We start from the raw sequence: 20796 nt of genomic DNA, 5'->3' as shown, positions 1-20796 counted from the left end.
GCATTACCGGGGTATTATTTTACACAACCACAACCATGTTTCGGCCGGAGTTCTTAGCTTTGTAGAGCGCATGGTCAACATTTTGAATAGATTTGGAGAAATCACCATTATAACGCGATACTCCGATAGAAACAGTAATACTTACAGGGGTGTCTGTTGCGTTTTCAATTTCCTGTCTGAACTGCTCCATTCTTGCACAGGCATTATTTACATCACAATCTTTAAGGATAATGATGAATTCCTCGCCTCCATATCTGATAACATAATCATCTTCGTGTGTTCCCTTGGAGAGTTTCTGACCGATATAAAGAAGTGTAAGATCGCCGGTGTAATGGCCATATTCATCATTGACCTGCTTGAAATAATCAATGTCAAGCATAGCAATTGCAATAGGTCCATGAACATCTTTTAATGCGTTCTTAGTAACTATTCTTTCTAATAGATGTCTGTTGTAAACCTGGGTAAGAGGGTCGGTCACCATGGCAAGTTCAAGCTTTTGTCTGACTCTGTAGTGATCCAGATAAAAGAGCATTAGAAGAAAATGCGATGTGATCACGGCAAGAGCGCTTGGTACCTGTAGCGCCAGGATAATATCCACATTTGAGTAGTGATTGAAAGAGTGGGATATAATTATCTCAAAAATAAAGATAAGAGACGAAATCACAGTTTCTTTAGGCTTTGCTACGAACCCCACAGTAAGAAATACAAGATTCATGATGATGAAGCCTTCACTTGCATGAATCTTGTTATCAAGATGATATATTGACCATATGGTTGCGAAGACAATGCAGTGAGCCAGGAAGAAATCCATGAACACTGTTATGCTTCTTTTTTTCGTAAAATGGGTTATTAAGATAAACAACAAAAGCGCTGCCAAAATTGAAAGCCTTGGCAACAGCGTGGGAAGGAAACTACCATTCAAAAGGTAGTCTGAATAAAGAAAAGTTATAGAAAAAAGAACACCGGCGTAAAGGCTGATGCTGACATAATTCTGGTAATAATCGCATTTGGACTGGTAGAAACTATTCTTATCATCGCTGTCCATTGAGCGATAGTCTTTAAATAATTCAATTAACGTTATTGCGTTAGAAAAAACTCTCATTGTAAATACCCCTCGTTTCTATTGTACTAATAAAAACGAAATAAAGGAAGAATAAAATTATTATAAAGTAGTAATAAATTAAAATGTATTAGCATACTGCATGAATCTAATTCAATCAAATGACTTGTCTGAAAAACTAGTGTACTGTCTAGCTCATATTCAATCAAATAACTTGTATCTCAATTTCATATGCTACGTCTGAAAATCTTGACAATGCCCGCATTGCCTGCGATTTATCATCCTTGCCTATGAAATGATCTACTTCGTCATTTGATTAAATATGAACAAGCCAGCACACTAGACGAAACCTGTTCTAATATAAAGTAGTGACATCCTTTATCTGATTCTTCTCGACTTTAAAACTCCAGATGGAGTGGTCCTTAAGGCGATGCTCAGTGAGGAAATAGGTTCCATCAGCGTATGAAATGTAGTAAGGTGTTCCGCCACCGACAAAATATGTACTGTAAATATCTTCGTACTCACCTGAACTTAATTTATCGAGAGCTTTCGTACGGATTATGGTTGCATAGTCCTGACTGCCACTTAAGTCTGTTGAGATTGTGATATAGTAATAGTCCTGAATTTTAGTGATCTGAACCATGCCTGCCATGGAATCCGGTACCGATATCTCTTTTTTTATCGAAAGCGTATTTAAATCGCAGCAATAAATCTTGGCAGGTGCTCCTTCATCAGATACTCCGGAAACAAAGTATATTTCACCCTCAATTATTGAAAAAGACCTTACATAGATTCCATCGAGCTCTTTTATCTTAAGGATGTCTGTTACATAGAGCTTTGCAGAATCCGGAGTGTGCCTTAAGCAAAATAACTCGCCGGTCTTGGAACTCCATACATAGAAAGTATCTGTAATTTCATCGTAAACCGTGTAATGAGGTCTTGTGCCTACGTCACCGATCACCTGTGTGTTAATGTACTTTCCATCTATTTTTTCAAAGCCAAGGATACGATTATTCTCCGTATCATCAACGACAAGCACTTTTCCGTCACCTGCAATAGTATGAGGCTGAGTGACTTCGCTTGTCATGATTTTCCACTGATCAAGAGGAATTCCAAGTGTGTCAGAATAAATGATCCTGTTGTGATAACAGTCAACAATGAACCAGTCATCACCAAGCTTGGTTATATATGTTGGAACGCTCAGTTTTTGATCGAAATTCTGAATTACTTCATAGTTTTGGGCGAATGCTTTTGCATTCTCGCCTGCCTGTGTATATTCCGCTTCCCTTACAAAAGAACTACCATCATAGGGTTCTGCCTTTGCAACTTCATTTTTTCCGCATCCTCCGCATAAGACTATTGAAAGAATTCCAAGCCCCATTACGGCATTAGTAAATATATTTTTAAATGATTTTCTCATAATACCTCTTCATTTTCTGCCTTTTTAGTAACGCACAATCACCACCAATTCTACACCATTTGGCTGCAGTTGTAACTATCTCAGAAAAATGATAACATTCAATTTGGGAGAGAGTTACTTGAGCGAGTTTTTGTCGAGTAACCGGTAATTGAGAATAATGTTATTGTGCATTCAGTTAGAATTTGACTTCAGCATTTGATGGGTAACAAATACGCTAATATCAATTGTACAATGGCAATCATAATAATTGGGGGTATTCATGCTACTTCAGGCAACAACAATCATATATATTATTTTGCTTTTTTTGACATTTCATATTTTTCCTGCAAACCTTCGCAAATATATTTTGCTTTTGGGAAGTATTATTTTTATTTATCTCGAAGGGGGCAATTATGGCCTTTTAGTCCTGCTTGCCGTCACTGTGATCACATGGGGAGTGGGAGTCCTTTTCTTTGATGAAAAGAAAAATATCCGTTTGCAAAAATTCGTTTCTTGTGTTACTATTGCAGCACTTTCGCTGCTTCTTTTAGGCTGGAAATATATTCCGTGGATTGCGCAGCAAAAAGGCTTAAATACAGCTCCGATTCCGATTGGTTTGTCATTTTATACATTCCAGGCAATAAGTTATATAGAGGATTTGTATATGGGCAAGCTTGCGCCTGAGCGAGATCCACTTAAATATGCGCTATATATGATGTGGTTTCCCAAGTGGATGAGCGGACCTATAGAAAGAGCGGGAGACTTTGCACTTCAGATTGAAAAATGCGGAAACACGAGAGTACTTGATCTGAATCATTACATAAGGTCTGTTACCTATTTAAGTTGGGGTCTTTTCATGAAGCTAGTCATTGCTGACAGGATAGGAATTGTGGTTGATACTGTGTTTTTAGATATCAGCTCTTATGGGTCAGTGACACTTATACTTGCATCTCTTCTGTATACGATACAGATATATTGTGATTTTGCCGGATATACAAATATTATGATCGGAATATCTGTATTGTTTGGCCTGGAACTTACTCAGAACTTTAAAACACCGTATTTTTCTGAATCTACGGTTGTTTTCTGGAGACGATGGCACATTTCACTCAGTAATTTTTTGAGAGATTACGTATATATTCCACTTGGCGGAAATCGTCACGGCAATGTCAGGAAGATGATAAATACACTGGTTGTGTTCCTTATATGCGGAATGTGGCATGGAGCGGGACTTAGCTTCATTATATGGGGGCTATGGCATGGAATATGCAATGTTCTTGCAAATTTGATCAAGGGAACTAAACTTGATTTCCTTATAAAAGGAACTGTCGGAAAAATAATAACCTTTTGCCTTGTGTCCTTTGCGTGGATTTTCTTTAGGGCAGACAGCTTGTCACAGGCACTTATGTTTATAAAAGGAATGATTCCGCTAAACACAGTTGTTCCAATTACATCAGGTCTTGAAATGACCGAATCAGCAATGCTTGGCATTTCATCCTTTGAATGGTGGATTGTGCTGATAAGTTTTGTACTTTTGTTTATTCTTGATTATATGGCAAGCCGCCAGAAGACTATTCCCCCTGAAATGATAATTACAGGTGGAAATGATTATTCAAGAGCAGTTTTCCTTTCTTTGATCGTGCTCTTTGTACTGATTTTTGGAAAATATGGTTCAGGCGCAGATATTAGAAGATTTGTTTACATGCAGTTTTAAATGAAAGCGGGTAACTGAATGATTCGTAAAATAAAAAATAAAAAGGTAACTATTAGAAGAATAGTGGCAGTAGTTCTTTTCTTTGCAATTGTTATCGGCGGCTTAAAAACAGCTGATTTTATCCTTAAGGACAGGACAGATCACGGTGTTAAACAGTGTCTTGGAATGTATGAACAGCCTAAGGATACAGTTGATGTAGTTATGCTTGGTTCAAGTCATGTTCATTATGGAATAAATACTGCAAAGCTTTGGGAAGATTATGGGATTTCTGCTTATGACTATTCTACTGCTGAACAGCCACTTTGGATCTCTTATTACTACCTTAAAGAATTTTGCAAAAACCAAAAGCCTAAGGTGGTGGTCCTTGATTTCTTTACCCCGGCAGCTTTTCAGGAAGATCACAAATACAAATATTACTATCTTGCAGAGTCTATGAGTGGCTTTAAGTTTTCTCTTAATAAGATTCAGATGATGATTGCGTCCTTTGACTGGAAAAAAGATGTGTGGAATAAGTATTTTCCTGCAATATTCGGCTATCACGACAGATATGATTCTCTTGAAAAAGAGGATATCGAGAAGCTCTCTTATGATTACGCAAATTACAAGGGATTTTATCCGGTATTTCAGCAGATGGCAGTTGAGGACCCTTATGTTGATACCAGCGATGTGGTGGCTCCTTCTGATAAATCTGTTGAGTATTTGCAGAAAATAATTGATTACACCTATGAAAATGACATAAAGCTCTATATTACGGTTGTTCCATACAAGGTTAATGCAGAGCAGGTTACAGATCAGATTCAGGACGAGGATGGAAGATACAATTGGCTTGTGCAGTATGTTGCAAATGAGAATGCTCAGGGAAAAGACAATGTGATATTCGATTACACATTGACTCATCTCGATGATATTGGAATTGATTTTACAAGCGGTGCTGATATTTACGATCCATCACACTTGAACTATTACGGAGCAAGCAAGTTTTCAGCATATCTTGGCACAACACTTAAGAATCTTTATGGAACACTGATCCAGGATCACAGAGAAGATACACGTTACCTTTCATGGGACCTTCACCTTAAAGATATCAAGGCCATCGTAAAGGCTAATGGGTTTGAGTGGAGATAAAGATGCATTTATAAGTGCGCATATTCTAAATCGGCTAAGTTGATTTAGAATATGCGCACTAATTAGTTTATGGAAATAAGATACATCTTGAAAAATAGTCGATAAAACGATAACATTAGTATATACCATTGTTTATTCGGACGGAGGTGTATACATGGTCACGATAAGTCTTTGCATGATAGTAAAAAATGAAGAAAGCTGCATTGGAAAGTGCCTTGACAGCTTAAAAGGCATTGTTGATGAGATGATAGTTGTCGATACCGGCTCTACTGATAAAACAGTGGAAATTGCCAAGGAGAAGGGCGCCAAGGTATACCATTTTGCATGGACAGGAGATTTTAGCGAGGCCAGAAACTATTCATTTTCTCTTGCAAAGGGAGATTATATTTACGCTGCTGATGCGGATGAGGAACTTGATGAGGAAAACAGAGAGAGATTTTTAAAGTTAAAAGAAGATATTGGCGAGCTTAATGTGGACATTGTACAGATGTTTTACTCAAATCAGCTTGCTTTTAGAACTGTATATAATTACGATAAAGAACTTAGACCTAAGCTCTTTAGAAGAGTGAGGAACTTTGTGTGGGTTGATCCTGTTCATGAGCAGGTTTCACTAGAACCTGTGGTTTGTGACAGTGATATTGAGATAATTCATCGCCCTAGAGAAAATCATGCAGGACGCGACCTGGCATCCTTCAGGAAGGCTATAAATGATGGGCGCAAGATTTCCAGAAGACTTCTGGGAATGTATGCAAGAGAACTGTTCATGGCCGGTACTGACGATGATTTCCTTCAGGCAGAGGATTTCTTTAAGAAAGCGGCTCTTGATAACGGAAGAACTATTGATGAAGTCAAGGAAGCCTGCTGCGTTTTGGCGCATGTTGCAGTTTTGAAAAAAGATGCGGACCAGCTTCTTAAATTCTCACTAAAAGATGCTATTACTGATATGTCCAGCGAAATGTGCTATGAGCTTGGAGATTTCTATTTTAATAAAAAAGATATCGATGAAGCAATTGTGTGGTATTACAATGCAGCTTACGAAAGTAAGAGCATCCTTGATCTAAAGAAGAACCTCGAATTGCCGAGACTTGCTCTTGCAAAGTGCTATAGAGAACTTGGAAATGACGAGCAGGCGGACGATTACGAGAGAGAAGCAAATGACATTTTGAATGATTTAAGTAGTCTGTCGTAATGATTTTGCCTAATCATTGTTATGCGAAATACGCAGTGAATGCGTATTTCTATGATCTTATCTAAAATATATGCTTCTTTCGGAGGGCACATCTTAGTGTATGAAAATCTTGAAAAACTGATATCTGAGGGCAATTTCAAGGAAGCCCTTTATGAATTTCAGGATGAGTATTTTCATATAGACGAACAAAGCGGCAAAGATGCAGCCAGATTATGTGTCCTTGAAGGAACAATATGGGAAGCTTTAAATGATGGCGCTGCAGAACTTAATGCGTTATCAAGAGGACTTCTATACGATTATACCAATTATGAAATTTATTATATGATGGGCCTTTATTATAAGACTATCAATGTCAATTGGGCCTATTTATGCATGGAGATGGCTCTCAATTATTGTTCTGTTCCGGAGGACAGGGCAGTGGTTGAGAGTTCTTTTGATGAGGTAAAAAAGCTTCCGGGGGTGAGAGTAAGAAATACCAGTGTAATGATCCTTTCTTACAATGATCCTGAACTATGCAGATTGTCCATAGAGGCTCTTGAAAAATATGTAGCCCTCGACAGTGCAGAGATAGTCGTTGTCGACAATGCGTCAACTCAGAAGGAAACAATAGATTATCTAAGAAAAAAGAAATCCTCTTCAAAACTTAAGTTTTCGCTCATAGAAAGCAGTGAAAACCTGGGCTTTCCCAAAGGATGTAATCTGGGAGCAAAAAACTGTGATCTTGAAAATGATATATTTTTCCTGAATAATGATGCTGTTATCACGCCGCTTTCTCTTTTCTTTATGCGGATGGGGCTTTATGACAATAGAAATGTCGGAGCAGTCTCTGCCTTGTCAAACAGTGCGTCACTTCAGGAAATAAGCTCGGATGAAATTAAAGACTTCATAGAGAACTCTTTGGAAGCACATTCGGCATTATATACCCATGAGCAAAAAGAATTGCTAAAAAGGGTGCAAGAAGCTTTTTTGACGGATAATAAAAGACCATGGCATAAGAACTGTCTTCCCGAGGATGCCATAACGACATTTGAACTGTTTGCTACAAGCAAGAGTACATTCATGCAAAATCCTTACATCCGCACATTCAGACTGACAGGCTTTGCGGTACTTATCTCAAGGGAAGCAGTAAATTCAGTTGCAGCTGATGGAATAGTCTTTGACGAATTGTATTCGCCCGGATATTTTGAAGATGATGATTTGGGAATACGTCTTTCTATTGCCGGATTTGAGCAATATATATGCAAAAACAGCTTTGTGTACCACAATGGCGGTGATGGGTTCAGCGGCCACAATGACGCCATGGAAAAGGGCAGAAATAAATTTAAGGGAAAATGGGAATTTGACGTTTGGGAATATTCTTTACCCTGGGTGTCTGCCTGTGATGAAGTCATAAGGCTCTGCAATGAGAAAAAAGGAATCTTGAAAGTACTAGATCTTTCCTGCGGAATGGGAGCAAACGCTTCGTACATAAAAAACAAGGTTTCAAATGTCTATATCTGCGGCATCTGTCCCAATGTGTTTGCTGCGGGAATTGCTCAAAATATTGTGGATGAGACTTATTTTGGAAATCCAAATACTATCAGAATTCCTGATGGGAATCACTCTTTTGACATAGTTATCGCAGAAAGAGCTATCGCCTGCAAGCCGCAGATATACAGGTATTTGAAGGCTGACGGAGAATATATTGGTGATGACAGATTTTCTTTATAAAATCTTAATAAATTACTCAGTTTATTAATGCTATCATAAGTATGTGGAATTAATTTTCACCCAATACCTAATATATTTTTTCGAATTTCATTTTGCAAAGATTAACAATTTATAATTTATCATTTATCTGGTATTAAAAGTATGCCATGCTATATACTTTCCTTTTGCGGTGCCTGGTGTATTTTGATTTGGCAGTCTATTTGCTAAATTGATCTACCTTTTTCTTCGGTTCAAGGTGGGTAGAAAACATAAAAATAAATAGCATAAGTACGAAAAAACAACAAAAATAAAACAATTCAATATAAAGATGTAATTATGATAACAAGGAAAACAGCCTGATTCGAGCTAGAATGTATAGGAAATATACGGAAAGTGTGCAGTATTTCGAAAGAAGGCTACAACGGTGTTATGTCATATTTGAACAATAAAATATGGGATTAAAAAAGCAGATAAACAGTGTTTATGCGTGTAAGGCATATGCACTGTTTGTTTTTTCGTCAATGACAGTGTGAATTGTAGCGAAAATTAATGAGCGTAAAAACGTCATAAACGTTATAAAGTCTTTTATTATAACGGCGAGTTGTGAAAAAAGTGTGAACACTTTCGCAAATTCTTGTTATCATATGCATTTTCGTTAAAATGCCAAAAAACTGTGGGCAATGTTGATAAAATTTTATTAGAAAATTCCCTTAAAAAGTGAATGACGAAAAAACGTCTATGTGATAAACTAGTTTCTGCAAAAGGAAAGAGATGAAATTCGAAAAAAATATAAATAGGAGGTATTGGCATGACAAAAGCAGAGATTTTAAAGAAGGAAATCTTACAGCAGTATAAAAGTGTCAGACAGTTTGCAATTGATATGTCTATTCCATACAGCACACTTGTAACAGCATTAGATAGGGGAATCGAGGGAATGGCTTATGGCACAGTAATCAAGATGTGCGATCGCTTAAACCTTAACCCGGTCGACTTCTCAACACTTGAGCAGGGATCAGACCTTGGCAAGAAAATCGTTGAGAACCGTGTAATGCAGCAGTATGTTAAGCTTAACAAAGCTGGACGTAAGAAGATCCTTGACATGATGGGAGACTTCTCACAGCTTGATAAGTACCAGGCAGACTAATAAGATAGAGAATCTTTTAAGGGAGCGCTTTTAAATGAGCGCTCCTTTTTGCATGTGCTATTCAGGAAAATCATCTAAATATATGATATAATCTTGATACAATTTTATTATATGGAGGTTTGTATGAAATACGATTATTTAGTTGTGGGTGCTGGCCTTTTTGGTGCTGTTTTTGCGCATGAGATGGCAGCAGAGGGCAAAAATGTCCTTGTTATCGATAAAAGAGACAACATCGCCGGCAACATATATACAGAAAATAAACTTGGGATAAATGTGCACAAGTATGGCGCACATATTTTCCATACATCAGATAAAGAAGTCTGGGACTATGTTAACAGATTTGCTGAATTCAACAACTACATCAACAGTCCTGTGGCTGTGTACAAGGATGAACTTTACAATCTTCCTTTCAATATGAACACCTTTAGCAAGATGTGGGGCATCCGAACTCCCAACGAAGCTAAAAAGATTATAAAAGAGCAGGCAGATGCTGAAGTTGAGCGCATGAAGAAAGAGAAAGGAACAGATGAGTTTACTGCTGATAACCTTGAAGAACAGGCTCTTTCTCTTGCAGGTAGAGATATTTATGAAAAGCTTGTTAAGGGCTACACAGAGAAGCAGTGGGGCAGAGATTGCAGTGAACTTCCTGCGTTTATCATAAGACGTCTTCCGATGCGCTTTATTTATGACAACAACTATTTTAACGACAGATATCAGGGAATCCCGATCGGCGGCTATACTGCTTTAGTTGAAAAGCTCCTTCTTATAGGAAAAGAAGGTGAGATTCCGTTCTTAAACGGCACGATCAAGGTTCAGACCGGTGTTGACTATTATGACTTCATCAAGATGAGCGGCAACACTCCGGCTGTTCCGTTTGAATCAGTAAATGGTGATTCTTTTGACAAGATTCTTTTCACTGGAATGATTGATGAGTTCTTTGGCTACAAGCTTGGAACTTTGGAATACAGATCCCTTAGATTTGAGACAGAGGAGCTTCCTGATGTGGATAACTATCAGGGCAATGCGGTTGTCAATTACACTGAGAGAGAAGTGCCTTATACAAGAATTATCGAGCACAAGCACTTCGAGTACGGGCAGGGAAAGGGAACTATCATCACAAGAGAATATCCCGCAAACTGGAAGCATGGTGATGAGCCATACTATCCTATGAATGATGAAAAGAATAATAAGCTCTATGAGCAGTATAAAGAACTTGCAAAAGAGTTTCCGGGTATTCTTTTTGGTGGAAGACTTGGACAGTACAAGTATTACAACATGGATCAGGTTATCAGAGCAGCACTTGATATGGTTCAGGCTGAGAAGTAAAGAAATAATGATAGGGTTTTGCTTGCGAAACTCTTTCGCCGAGCACGGATGCTTTAGCGTCATTTTCATCTCGTGCGAGTGCGCATACATAAAAAGCGCGGCATGCATTGAGCACGCCGCGCTTTGTTGCCTAAGTAGCAGGCAACTTTATAATTTCAAATCGTATCCCTGCAGTAGATACGACCGAGGCCTCAGGAAAAATGAGGCTTCTTAGCAATAATTATTGAACATCATCCCGGAGTATTCGCTTGTAATATAAGGAGATGTTCCATCCTGACTGTCAGGATTTTTGTAATTTACAACAGTTCGTTCCACATATTTCATCGGATCAACGGAAATGTCCTTGGTCTTTTCTATAAGAGCATTGGAAAATCTCTTTATCGGTGCCAGTGATGCAGTGCTTTCTGCACCGGATATGGCCTGTGTAAGCAATTCCTCGTCAACTGAAATGGTTCCCTCAGCATCCAGAACAATACCTGTATCTTCCATTGAAGTCATATACTGTTTTGCTATGCTGACAAGTTCAAACTTAAGCTTATCGCTTTTGAATTTGGCACCCCGTTCTCCGGAAGCATCTACGACAAAATCATTGTAATTCTTTATAAGAGATTCTATATGATGTTTGAGCGCTTCGTTGTCTTTTTTAACTCCTACACTTATTATTTCGGCAGGAGAAGTCAAATCCTTTAATAAAACATCAAATTTACCGCCTACGGTAAAACGATTGGATACAGAAGCCTTCTCTTCATTGTTCAAAGCAAAATGAGCATTTGATGCGGGAGCTGAAACACGGTCTAGCCCCAGATACGAAACGGCACCCTTTGCCAGTGTGCCTGAGGATTCATAAATCTCAAACTGACTGAGCTCTCCTGATTTAAGTCCTGTCCTTGTTGAGGATATCTGAAGAGCGGTGCGCCCCTGATTATCCTGAAGAATGCTGGCGGATAATCCGATGGAAGCCTTGTTGACAAGCTTCTCAATCCTTTGCTGGATATCTATATTTTTATCGGTATGATAAACGCTGAATTGGAATTCGTATTCCTGATGGTTTACGCGCGCATCAAAGGCGTAATTATCTGCTGTCATACCGCTGGAATCCCTTGGTAAAAAACGTCCTGTATTAACCTGGGCGGAGGCGAGTGAGGAAACGGTTATCGTAAATCCGACGTTTCCTATATCCTCTTCGGGAGTCTTTCCTATATAAGAAGCAATTACTTTATCTTCATTAGTAGTAAAACCAGTTGTATGATTCAGTGAAGATTTATCCTCCTGATTATTAAGGCCAATAATACTTCCCTGTAATTGTCTTGCTCTCTCTTTTATATCAATCGCATCATCTCGGGATTTATCATCATCAGTTATAAGATAAAGAGGGGAATTCTTATTGATCCTGGCGATCGATCTATATACATCCCGCAGTTCATCCTTTCGATGACTGTCGGCGTGAGCCACGTCTTTCGACACATAATCTTGTATGAAATGGTTGTAAGCACCATGAAAAGAAATGCCTGCCATAATGCCCCTCCTTTCTTCCTTGATACAGTACGAGTTGGTTCTTCTGCCATTCCGTTGGCATCAGTCGCACTTGGGGCTTTAAAGCTATGTTTAGTTACCTTAATAATACTTCTTAGAAAATAAAAGTCAATTAAAAAACCGTTAAAAATTAGCGTTTTAATAAAAATATTAGAATTATGATTGAAAAACCGTTGACGGAAGTGTTAGACTATGATATATTAGACAAGCGACATGAGTTTTACGTCTTTTTTTTATGCAAAAAAATAATGATTTGTGGCGCGGTAGAATAGTAGATTAAAACGCCCGGAGGTGAAATAATGCGTACAAGAATTACATTAGCATGCACAGATTGCAAGAATCGTAACTATGACACAACTAAGGATAAGAAGACACATCCTGATCGTGTTGAAATGAAGAAGTATTGCCCATTCTGCAAGAAGCATACTTTACATAAAGAAACAAAGTAATTAATTTTGACAATTAATCCTTATGTTAAGGGAGGTATACTACGGGTATGGAAGAGACCAAGGTAGTACAGGACAATTCCGAAACTTCTGGTTCAAAGAAGGTTGTTTCTGCTAAGAAGAATAAGAAGTCTAAAGATGGAGCTTTTTCAAAGATTTCAGGTTTCTTTGCTGGGGTTAAGGCAGAATTCGGAAAGATTATATGGCCTGCAAAAGACGATATAATTAAGCAGACAACAGCTGTAGTTGTAGTTTCCATTATTTGCTGTGCTTTAATTGCAGTATTAGACATAGTATTTGAGTATGGAGTGAATTTTATTACTTCAGTATTTTGATTTGGAACTGTGGCTTATAAAGCTTGAATGAATTAAAAAGGAGATAATATGTCAGAAGAAATGGAAAAGAATCTTGACCAGGAGTCATTAGATTCTGCCGAGACAGTATCTGAAGAGGTATTATCAGATGCTTCTGTAGATGAGGAAGCAGCAACAGAGACTGGAACAAGCAGTGTCAATGAGAATGCTCATTGGTATGTTGTTCACACATATTCAGGATATGAGAACAAGGTTAAGGCTAATCTTGAGAAGACTATCGAGAACAGACATCTTGAGAATCAGATCCTTGAGGTACGTGTACCTTTACAGGATGTGGTAGAAGTCAAGAATGGTGCTCACAAAACTGTTCAGAGAAAGCTTTTCCCCGGATACGTTCTTGTCAATATGGACATGAACGACGAAACCTGGTATGTTGTTCGTAATACACGTGGAGTTACTGGCTTTGTTGGACCGGGAAGTAAACCTGTTCCTCTCACAGATGCAGAGATTAAGCCTCTTGGCATTAAGACTGATACAATTTCTGTGGACTTCGGTGTTGGCGACGAGATTGCTGTTATAGCAGGCGTTTGGAAAGACACAGCTGGCGTTGTTCAGAGAATGGATTTTGGTAAGCAGACTGCAACTATCAACGTTGATCTGTTTGGCCGTGAGACTCCGGTAGAGATTAGCTTTGCCGAAGTTAGAAAGATTGATTCATAATTATTTATGATATTTGGGCGCGTGAGCGTTTGAATATAAATTGTCTGTTTATACAGACGTGTAACCGCTGAGTGGGAGCAAATCCGTCAAGGAGTTTGCGTCCGACCACATATTTTCAGGAGGTGCCATTATGGCAAAGAAAGTCGAAGGATATATTAAGTTACAGATCCAGGCTGGTAAAGCAACACCAGCACCACCAGTTGGACCAGCACTTGGTCAGCATGGTGTAAACATCGTTGAATTCACAAAGCAGTTCAACGCTCAGACAGCAGATAAGGGTGATCTTATCATTCCTGTTGTTATCACAGTTTATGCAGACAGAAGTTTCACATTCGTTACAAAGACTCCACCTGCAGCAGTTCTTCTTAAGAAGGCAGCTAAGATCCAGAAGGGATCAGGAGTACCTAACAAGACTAAGGTTGCAACCGTTTCTAAGGAAGATATTAGAAAGATTGCAGAGACAAAGATGCCTGACCTTAATGCATTCACTATCGAGAGTGCTATGAGCATGATCGCTGGTACAGCACGTAGTATGGGTATTGTAGTAGAAGACTGATGGAGGATGAGAGATGAAACACGGAAAGAAATACGTAGAAGCTGCTAAGCTTATTGATAAGACTCAGCAGTATGAAGCTGCAGAAGCTATCGCTCTTGTTAAGAAGTCAGCTACTGCAAAATTTGATGAGACAGTTGAATTACACATCAAGACTGGTTGTGATTCACGTCACGCTGATCAGCAGATCAGAGGCGCTGTTGTTCTTCCTAACGGAACAGGTAAGACTGTTAAGGTTCTTGTATTCGCTAAGGGAACAAAGCTTGATGAAGCTCAGGCAGCAGGCGCAGATCATGTTGGTGGCGAGGAGCTTATTCCTAAGATCCAGAACGAAGGATGGCTTGATTTCGATGTAGTTGTAGCTACACCTGATATGATGGGCGTTGTAGGACGTCTTGGTAAGGTTCTTGGTCCTAAAGGACTTATGCCAAACCCTAAGGCTGGTACAGTAACTATGGATGTTACAAAGGCTATCAACGATATCAAGGCTGGTAAGATCGAGTACAGACTTGACAAGGCTAACATCATCCACGTTCCAGTTGGAAAGGCTTCTTTTTCAGAGGAGCAGCTTGAGCAGAACTTCAATGCTCTTATGGATGCTATCGCAAAGGCTAGACCTTCATCTGTTAAGGGTCAGTACCTCAAGAGCATCACTCTTGCTACAACAATGGGCCCTGGTGTAAAGGTTGTATCAAACAAGTATTGATAAATATATCTAGACCTATTAAAAAGACTGTCAGTATTGGCAGTCTTTTTGTGTTATACTGTAATCTATGGGAAAAAGAGAATACTATAACAGAAAAACAGACAATAATGTATTAAAGAGAGCCATTATTGCATTTACAACAACATTTATAGGAATCATGCTGATAGGAGTTATTGTCCTATTGGTAATCAGTAGTGGACTAAAGAGTGAGACTCCATCAGAAGGCAGCGAGGATTTAGAAGCAAATTATTTTCCAAAGACTGTAAAGATTGAGAAGATTGAAAAAGCAGTTCAACCTGAAACCTCTACACAGGTTATGCAGGAAGAAGAGGAGAGCAGCGAAAACACTGAGGAAAAGATTGAAATAGAAATACCTGAAGAGGACAGAGAGTACACGTATCTCCTTGAGCCGACAAACGAAGACAGCATTACACTTGGATTTGCAGGGGATATTCTATTTGATGATAACTATGCTGCAGGAAATGCTTTCAGGGTTCATGGGAATTCCGCAGCTGGAGTGATTGGAACAACTCTCTTAAATAGAATGAATCAGGTTGATATCATGATGGTGAACAACGAGTTTCCCTATTCAGACAGAGGAACTCCTACAGAGGGTAAGAAATTTACTTTTAGGGCCAGACCGCAGACAGCATCTATCTTACATACCATGGGAGTTGATATCGTAGGTCTTGCCAATAACCATGCATATGACTATGGAGAACAAGCCCTTCTTGATACCTTTGATGCTCTGAGCAGCCAGGGAATAGCATATGTTGGAGCCGGAAGAAATATCGATGAGGCATCACACACAGTCTACTATGTTACTCCCGGAGGAATGAAGATAGCATTTATCTGTGCTACACAGATTGAGAGACTTCAAAACCCTGATACTAAAGAGGCGACTTCCACTTCACCCGGAGTATTCAGATGTCTTGATGATTCACTTTTGCTTACAAGGATAAAGGAAGCCAAGGAAAAAGGCGCATATGTTGTGGTATTTATACATTGGGGGACAGAGAGCACTACAGAACTTGATTATCTGCAAAAAGATCAGGCAATAGAAATAGTACAGGCAGGCGCAGATGCGATCATTGGAAGTCACCCTCATATATTACAGCGTATGGATTACATCCAGGGAGTGCCTGTTGTATATAGCCTTGGTAACTATATATTCAATTCTAAAACACTGGATACCTGCATGGTTGTTCTTACCATCAATAAAGAAGGAACCGTCAGTATGCAGATGATTCCGGCACTTCAAAGTGACTGTACCGTAAACGAAGCTACAGGAGAAGAGGCACAGAGAATTTATAACAAGATCATGGGAATGTCACCGGGAATCAGTATTGATGGGGAAGGATTCATAAGAGCACAATAGAATCCTATCTACGATATCTTTTTCATACATTCATCAACAAATAGATGCGCTTTCAATAAATCCTGATTATCAGGGTGAGAGAGTGCATCATCAAAAAAGCTGAGCATGAGATCTATCTTGTTATCATCGCATTTACCGCGGTAAGATTCATATTTGTCCCGAATTGAGGGCTGCATCTTTCCCTGGCAAAAATATGCGCCAAGATAGCGGTTGTCGTCAGGAATCCATACTTTGGCATTTTGTTCAAGTTTATGATAATAAGTATTTGTATTGCCCATTCCACAGGTTCCGAATAGGGCAATATTTTTTTTTCTAAGGGAAGATAAGATGTCGATTATCTCAAGACTGCAGGAGCCGCGATTTGCCCAAAAACCTACAAAATAATTCTCGGCGTCCAGCTTTCCATTCCAGGTCCTGACATCCACGATGTCTTTTCCCGTAGAAGAGGGAAGGGCGTCGAAAATTACTTCTGCAAGTTTTTTTGTATTGCCTGTTTCGCTGGCATACACTACAAGATTCTTTAGCATAAATAACCTACTGATCACTCATTTTTCTGGGGATAGATGTTTATTTTTTTTTGAATATATTCTTAAGTTTAAAGATAAAACCTGTGAATAATTCATTTTCTTTATATCGTTTAGTGATATTCTTTGAAAATAATCTGAAATAACAGTACACCAGAGCAGCAAACGCAACATAGTATAAAAAAGAGAGCGGCTCGAGCACTATTGATATCAGCAGTAGCACAATAGCAAATATCAGCAGAAACCTGGTGAGGCTATCTGAACCGTATGAACCATAGCGACCATGAAACAGACGGCGCAATAAATTTCTCATTTTAGGTCTCCTACATAAAAGAATAGTCGGTATTCCCGATAACAGACACCCTTATTGTAGGTAGGAAAGCCCGTAAATTCAATGAACTAGCCATAAATTTATCTTAAAAAAGAATTAATCGTTTAACAAATATACAAAATTAAGATGATAATTAATCGAAAATTAACATTTAAAGTGTTTAAATAATGTATACTTATTATGAAGCAATGTCGTTGAAAACATCTAATTAGCATGACGTTAAACTATTTCCTATCCTTATTGGTAATATCAGGAAAACTTTTGAGAGTCCTGTATCTTCATGAAGAGCTTAAAAGGTAGTTGAAAGAGGCTAAGATCATGGAACAAGACAATTTTGCAAAACTATTAAAAACATATTGTGATACGGAGGGAAGAGTACTCAAGCAGCATTCTCTTCTTCGGGTGAAAGTGGTGGACATGACGGTAAAAGAAGCCGTGCGCAGAATATCAGCTATCATTCGAGTTGATGATGTTCTTGGCGCAGATGAAAATAATAGAGTTCTTATTCTTTTGCCCAATACCGCTCGTAAAGGTGTTCAAATAGTCAAAGGAAAGCTTAAGGCTGATGGTATCGAGACGGAAGAACTAAGGAGCATATCATTGACAAGAAGAGTGACTACAGTAGGGAATAAAAGTGAGGAGAGGGTTATTTAAATCAGAATGATGCAACTGTTGAATAAACAGGAGAAAATATGAACAAGTTTAGGCACGAGTGGAAATACCTAATAAATTACGTTGAATTCGAGGAATTAAAGGCGCGAATGAGCCCATATTTTAGCCTTGATCCCAACGCTGTCAATGGTGAATATCTTATCAGAAGTCTTTACTTTGATGACTATTTTAACAGCGCTTATGAAGAAAAGGATATGGGTGTTCAGTTCAGAAAAAAGTATAGGATAAGGATATATAACTTTTCTGACAGGTCGATAAAACTTGAGCGCAAGATAAAATGTGGTCAATACATTTATAAAGAGGCTGCGAAGCTCACAAGGGAGCAGGTTTACTATATTCTGGATGGCAATTATGATTTTCTTTTGCATAGTGATAATAATTTCCTTAGGGAATTCTATTATGAGTGTGTCAGCAGGGTGATGCGGCCAAGGGTAATTGTAGACTATGACAGGGCTCCCTATATCATGGATGCAGGCACTGTGAGAATAACCTTCGACATGAGAGTAAGGGCAGGTATTGGAAGCTTTGATATATTTGATGGAACGCTGCCGACACTTAGCGCACTGCCAGCGGATAAGCTTGTCATGGAGGTGAAATACACAGAGTTTTTGCCCCAGATAGTGAGAGACCTATGCCCGCCGGTATCCAGTGAATTTACAGCTGTTTCAAAATTTGTTCTATGTTGCGATAAAACAGATTACCTTGTTGGGAACGAAAACTATGTTGATGAGAGATATATAATATGAGCGTAAAAGATGTACTAAGAAAATCCTTTTTAGAGAACTACTCGGCGTCCAACTATGATGTGGTGGATATAGCAATCGCGCTTACTCTGGCTCTTTTGCTGGGAATACTTATCTATCTGGTTTACAGAAGATTTTATGCGGGAGTTATCTTTTCAAAGAGCTTTGCAATTACGCTTATAGGTATGTGCGTCCTCACCTGCATGGTGACGCTGGCAATCAGTTCCAACGTTGTTATTTCCCTTGGTATGGTAGGTGCTCTTTCAATCGTAAGATTTAGAACTGCCATCAAGGACCCACTTGACCTCTTATATCTTTTCTGGGCCATAACCACCGGCATTACGTCAGGAGCCGGAATGTATATTCTTACCCTCGTTTCGGCAGTTATTATGATCATCATGATAGCTATTTTCTACTCAAGGGTATCGAATAATAAAATCTACGTTGCGGTTATCCACTATGAAGGCGTCGAGACCGGCGATGAGGTTTTAAGAGCCTTTGGTAAAAAGAAATATCATGTTAAATCAAAGACTATGAAGGGGAACACTACAGAACTTGCCGTAGAAGTAAATGTCAAGGGAGATGACCTATACTTCGAAGAAAAGATCCAGAAGATCGACAAGGTAAAAGACATAACGATCATTCAGTACAACGGAGAATACAACGCATAAGAATCTGTGGTATTGTTCTGACAGAAATGCGCTCACTCCTGAATCATTTTCTCACGAAATGCGCAGCACAGTGCGCATTTCTGTCTGAACAGTAACAACAGTAACATCAGGGGGCGACTTTAAGGTCGCCCTTATTGATTTATAACCATCAAATCAATATAATGTAATGTGGACTTATATCGTTATGGAGGATAGTTATGCAGATTCTGATTGTGGGCTGCGGAAATGTAGGACAGGCTCTTACCCAGCAGCTTAGCAAAGAAGGACATAATATTACTGTTATAGAGGAAAAAAGTAGTGTTCTTCAGTATGTGGTTAATAGTTATGATGTTATGGGAATAGTCGGCAACGGCGCAAGTTATTCCATTATGAAGGATGCGGGGATAGAATCAGCTGATCTGATGGTTGCTGTAACTGATTCAGATGAGCTGAATTTATTGTGCTGCCTTATTGCCAAGAAGGCAGGTAACTGCCATACAATCGCGAGAGTGCGAAATCCTATTTACAAAAAAGAGATTAATTTCATTAAAGAAGAACTTGGCCTTTCCATGGTCATAAACCCTGAGGAAGCCGCTGCAAATGAGGCTGAAAGACTTCTTAAGTTTCCATCAGCAACCAAGATAGAGACTTTTGCCAGAGGAAAAGCTGAGCTGGTCAAGGTGATTATTGATGAGAACTCAAGACTGTGTGACAAGGCTCTTAAAGATATCCCTACAGATCTCAAGAAGCAGGTTGTCATTTCAGCAGTATCCAGAGGAAGCGAAGTGTATATCCCTGATGGAAATTTTGTGCTTAGGGCAGGAGATGAGATCACAGTCTGCGCATCCAGCAGAAATACTGTAAGCTTTTTTAGAAAATTAGGACTCCCTACTGCCAAGGTTCATTCTACTATGATAATCGGAGGCGGTGAGACGGCATTTTACCTTGCCCAGCACCTTATCGCCCTTGGAATAAAGGTTACGATCTTTGAAAGAGATGCAGTAAGATGCAAGGAACTGTCAGAGATTTTGCCACAGGCGCTTATTATCTGTGCCGACGGAACCGATAAGGATATGCTTCTTGAGGAGGGCGTTACAAGTGTTGAATCGTTTTTGGCGCTCACAAATCTTGATGAAGAGAATATCATGCTTTCCATGTATGTAAAGAGCATCAACCCTAAGGCAAAGCTTATAACCAAGGTGCACAGGGTTAATTACGGCGATATTATCGGCTCTTTGAACATAGGAAGTATTATTTATCCCAAGAATATCACTGCGGATCGTATTGTGCAGTTTGTGCGAGGCATGTCGGCATCTCAGGACAGCAATATTGAAACCCTCTACAAGCTGAACGATGATAAGGTTGAAGCCCTTGAATTCATCGTAAGAAACGGTTCACCGGTTATTGGAATACCGCTTGCCAAGCTTAATCTTAAAAAGGGCATTCTTATAGCCTGCATCAATCACTATGGTGAAATTATTTCACCAAGTGGTGACAGTGTTATAAGAGACAGAGATTCGGTTATCGTATTAACTACCATGACCGGACTAAAAGATATTAGCGATATATTGGAGAAGTGA

The 20796-nt window shown here is 39.0% G+C and carries 20 protein-coding genes; 16 read left to right on the top strand and 4 right to left on the bottom strand.

Translation table 11 applies throughout. The features are described 5' to 3' along the window. Nucleotides 1-19 precede the first annotated feature (19 nt). Nucleotides 20-1102, bottom strand: a complete 1083-nt coding sequence (locus tag BM086_RS03485; RefSeq protein ID WP_092323430.1) for a GGDEF domain-containing protein — start codon at nucleotides 1100-1102, stop codon at nucleotides 20-22. 313 nt (nucleotides 1103-1415) lie between these two features. Further along, nucleotides 1416-2480, bottom strand: a complete 1065-nt coding sequence (locus BM086_RS03480) for a hypothetical protein (RefSeq protein ID WP_092323427.1) — start codon at nucleotides 2478-2480, stop codon at nucleotides 1416-1418. 259 nt (nucleotides 2481-2739) lie between these two features. Between BM086_RS03480 and BM086_RS03475 the strand changes: the two genes are divergently transcribed. The 6 genes from BM086_RS03475 to glf all read left to right on the top strand — a co-directional run bounded on the left by BM086_RS03475 (nucleotide 2740) and on the right by glf (nucleotide 10646). Further along, entirely contained in the window at nucleotides 2740-4173 is a 1434-nt protein-coding gene (locus BM086_RS03475) for an MBOAT family O-acyltransferase (RefSeq protein WP_092323424.1), read from the top strand. Nucleotides 4174-4191: 18 nt separating this feature from the next. Further along, the gene (locus tag BM086_RS03470) at nucleotides 4192-5298 is read left to right on the top strand and encodes a hypothetical protein (protein WP_092323421.1); all 1107 of its coding nucleotides are present in this window, start codon (nucleotides 4192-4194) and stop codon (nucleotides 5296-5298) included. A 154-nt stretch (nucleotides 5299-5452) separates the two neighbouring features. Further along, the gene (locus BM086_RS03465; protein ID WP_092323418.1) at nucleotides 5453-6487 is read left to right on the top strand and encodes a tetratricopeptide repeat-containing glycosyltransferase family 2 protein; all 1035 of its coding nucleotides are present in this window, start codon (nucleotides 5453-5455) and stop codon (nucleotides 6485-6487) included. A 96-nt stretch (nucleotides 6488-6583) separates the two neighbouring features. Then, nucleotides 6584-8197 (top strand): glycosyltransferase, encoded by a 1614-nt coding sequence (locus BM086_RS03460; RefSeq protein ID WP_175560077.1) that lies wholly within the window; start codon nucleotides 6584-6586, stop codon nucleotides 8195-8197. A gap of 787 nt (nucleotides 8198-8984) precedes the next feature. Then, the gene (locus BM086_RS03455; protein ID WP_013281692.1) at nucleotides 8985-9320 is read left to right on the top strand and encodes a hypothetical protein; all 336 of its coding nucleotides are present in this window, start codon (nucleotides 8985-8987) and stop codon (nucleotides 9318-9320) included. 123 nt (nucleotides 9321-9443) lie between these two features. Next, complete coding sequence (gene glf, locus BM086_RS03450) at nucleotides 9444-10646, top strand: UDP-galactopyranose mutase (protein ID WP_092323412.1); 1203 nt, start codon at nucleotides 9444-9446, stop codon at nucleotides 10644-10646. A gap of 210 nt (nucleotides 10647-10856) precedes the next feature. On the opposite strand, the gene BM086_RS03445 is transcribed toward glf, so the two are convergent. Then, nucleotides 10857-12161 carry a hypothetical protein gene (locus BM086_RS03445; protein WP_092323409.1) on the bottom strand — a complete coding sequence of 435 codons (1305 nt, stop codon included), beginning with the start codon at nucleotides 12159-12161 and terminating at the stop codon, nucleotides 10857-10859. 317 nt (nucleotides 12162-12478) lie between these two features. Between BM086_RS03445 and rpmG the strand changes: the two genes are divergently transcribed. From rpmG to BM086_RS03415, 6 genes are all read left to right on the top strand, one after another. Next, the gene (gene rpmG / locus BM086_RS03440; RefSeq protein ID WP_013281689.1) at nucleotides 12479-12628 is read left to right on the top strand and encodes a 50S ribosomal protein L33; all 150 of its coding nucleotides are present in this window, start codon (nucleotides 12479-12481) and stop codon (nucleotides 12626-12628) included. A gap of 47 nt (nucleotides 12629-12675) precedes the next feature. Next, nucleotides 12676-12960, top strand: a complete 285-nt coding sequence (secE, locus tag BM086_RS03435) for a preprotein translocase subunit SecE (RefSeq protein WP_092323406.1) — start codon at nucleotides 12676-12678, stop codon at nucleotides 12958-12960. Between the two features lie 48 nt (nucleotides 12961-13008). Next, nucleotides 13009-13659 carry a transcription termination/antitermination protein NusG gene (nusG, locus tag BM086_RS03430; protein WP_092323403.1) on the top strand — a complete coding sequence of 217 codons (651 nt, stop codon included), beginning with the start codon at nucleotides 13009-13011 and terminating at the stop codon, nucleotides 13657-13659. Nucleotides 13660-13789: 130 nt separating this feature from the next. Next, nucleotides 13790-14215 (top strand): 50S ribosomal protein L11, encoded by a 426-nt coding sequence (rplK, locus tag BM086_RS03425; protein ID WP_092323400.1) that lies wholly within the window; start codon nucleotides 13790-13792, stop codon nucleotides 14213-14215. A gap of 13 nt (nucleotides 14216-14228) precedes the next feature. Further along, complete coding sequence (gene rplA / locus BM086_RS03420; protein ID WP_092323397.1) at nucleotides 14229-14918, top strand: 50S ribosomal protein L1; 690 nt, start codon at nucleotides 14229-14231, stop codon at nucleotides 14916-14918. 67 nt (nucleotides 14919-14985) lie between these two features. After that, nucleotides 14986-16296: a CapA family protein gene (locus BM086_RS03415; RefSeq protein WP_092323394.1), complete on the top strand. Its 1311-nt coding sequence runs from the start codon at nucleotides 14986-14988 to the stop codon at nucleotides 16294-16296. Nucleotides 16297-16304: 8 nt separating this feature from the next. On the opposite strand, the gene bilS is transcribed toward BM086_RS03415, so the two are convergent. Continuing rightward, the gene (gene bilS / locus BM086_RS03410) at nucleotides 16305-16823 is read right to left on the bottom strand and encodes a flavodoxin family protein BilS (protein ID WP_092323391.1); all 519 of its coding nucleotides are present in this window, start codon (nucleotides 16821-16823) and stop codon (nucleotides 16305-16307) included. Nucleotides 16824-17469: 646 nt separating this feature from the next. On the opposite strand from bilS, the gene BM086_RS03400 reads away from it, so the two are divergent. The 4 genes from BM086_RS03400 (at nucleotide 17470) to trkA (ending at nucleotide 20796) form a co-directional block, all read left to right on the top strand. Continuing rightward, entirely contained in the window at nucleotides 17470-17805 is a 336-nt protein-coding gene (locus BM086_RS03400) for a hypothetical protein (protein ID WP_092323386.1), read from the top strand. Between the two features lie 38 nt (nucleotides 17806-17843). Beyond that, complete coding sequence (locus BM086_RS03395) at nucleotides 17844-18569, top strand: polyphosphate polymerase domain-containing protein (protein ID WP_092323383.1); 726 nt, start codon at nucleotides 17844-17846, stop codon at nucleotides 18567-18569. Further along, nucleotides 18566-19237 carry a DUF4956 domain-containing protein gene (locus BM086_RS03390; protein WP_092323380.1) on the top strand — a complete coding sequence of 224 codons (672 nt, stop codon included), beginning with the start codon at nucleotides 18566-18568 and terminating at the stop codon, nucleotides 19235-19237. Before BM086_RS03395 ends, BM086_RS03390 begins: the two co-directional genes overlap by 4 nt. A 197-nt stretch (nucleotides 19238-19434) precedes the next feature. Further along, nucleotides 19435-20796, top strand: coding sequence for a Trk system potassium transporter TrkA (gene trkA / locus BM086_RS03385; RefSeq protein ID WP_092323377.1), 1362 nt, complete (start codon nucleotides 19435-19437; stop codon nucleotides 20794-20796).

The organism is Butyrivibrio sp. YAB3001, assembly GCF_900112195.1.
Classification (GTDB): domain Bacteria; phylum Bacillota; class Clostridia; order Lachnospirales; family Lachnospiraceae; genus Butyrivibrio.
Note: the sequence above shows the minus strand (reverse complement) of the source record. Positions and strands in the feature narration are given on the sequence as shown.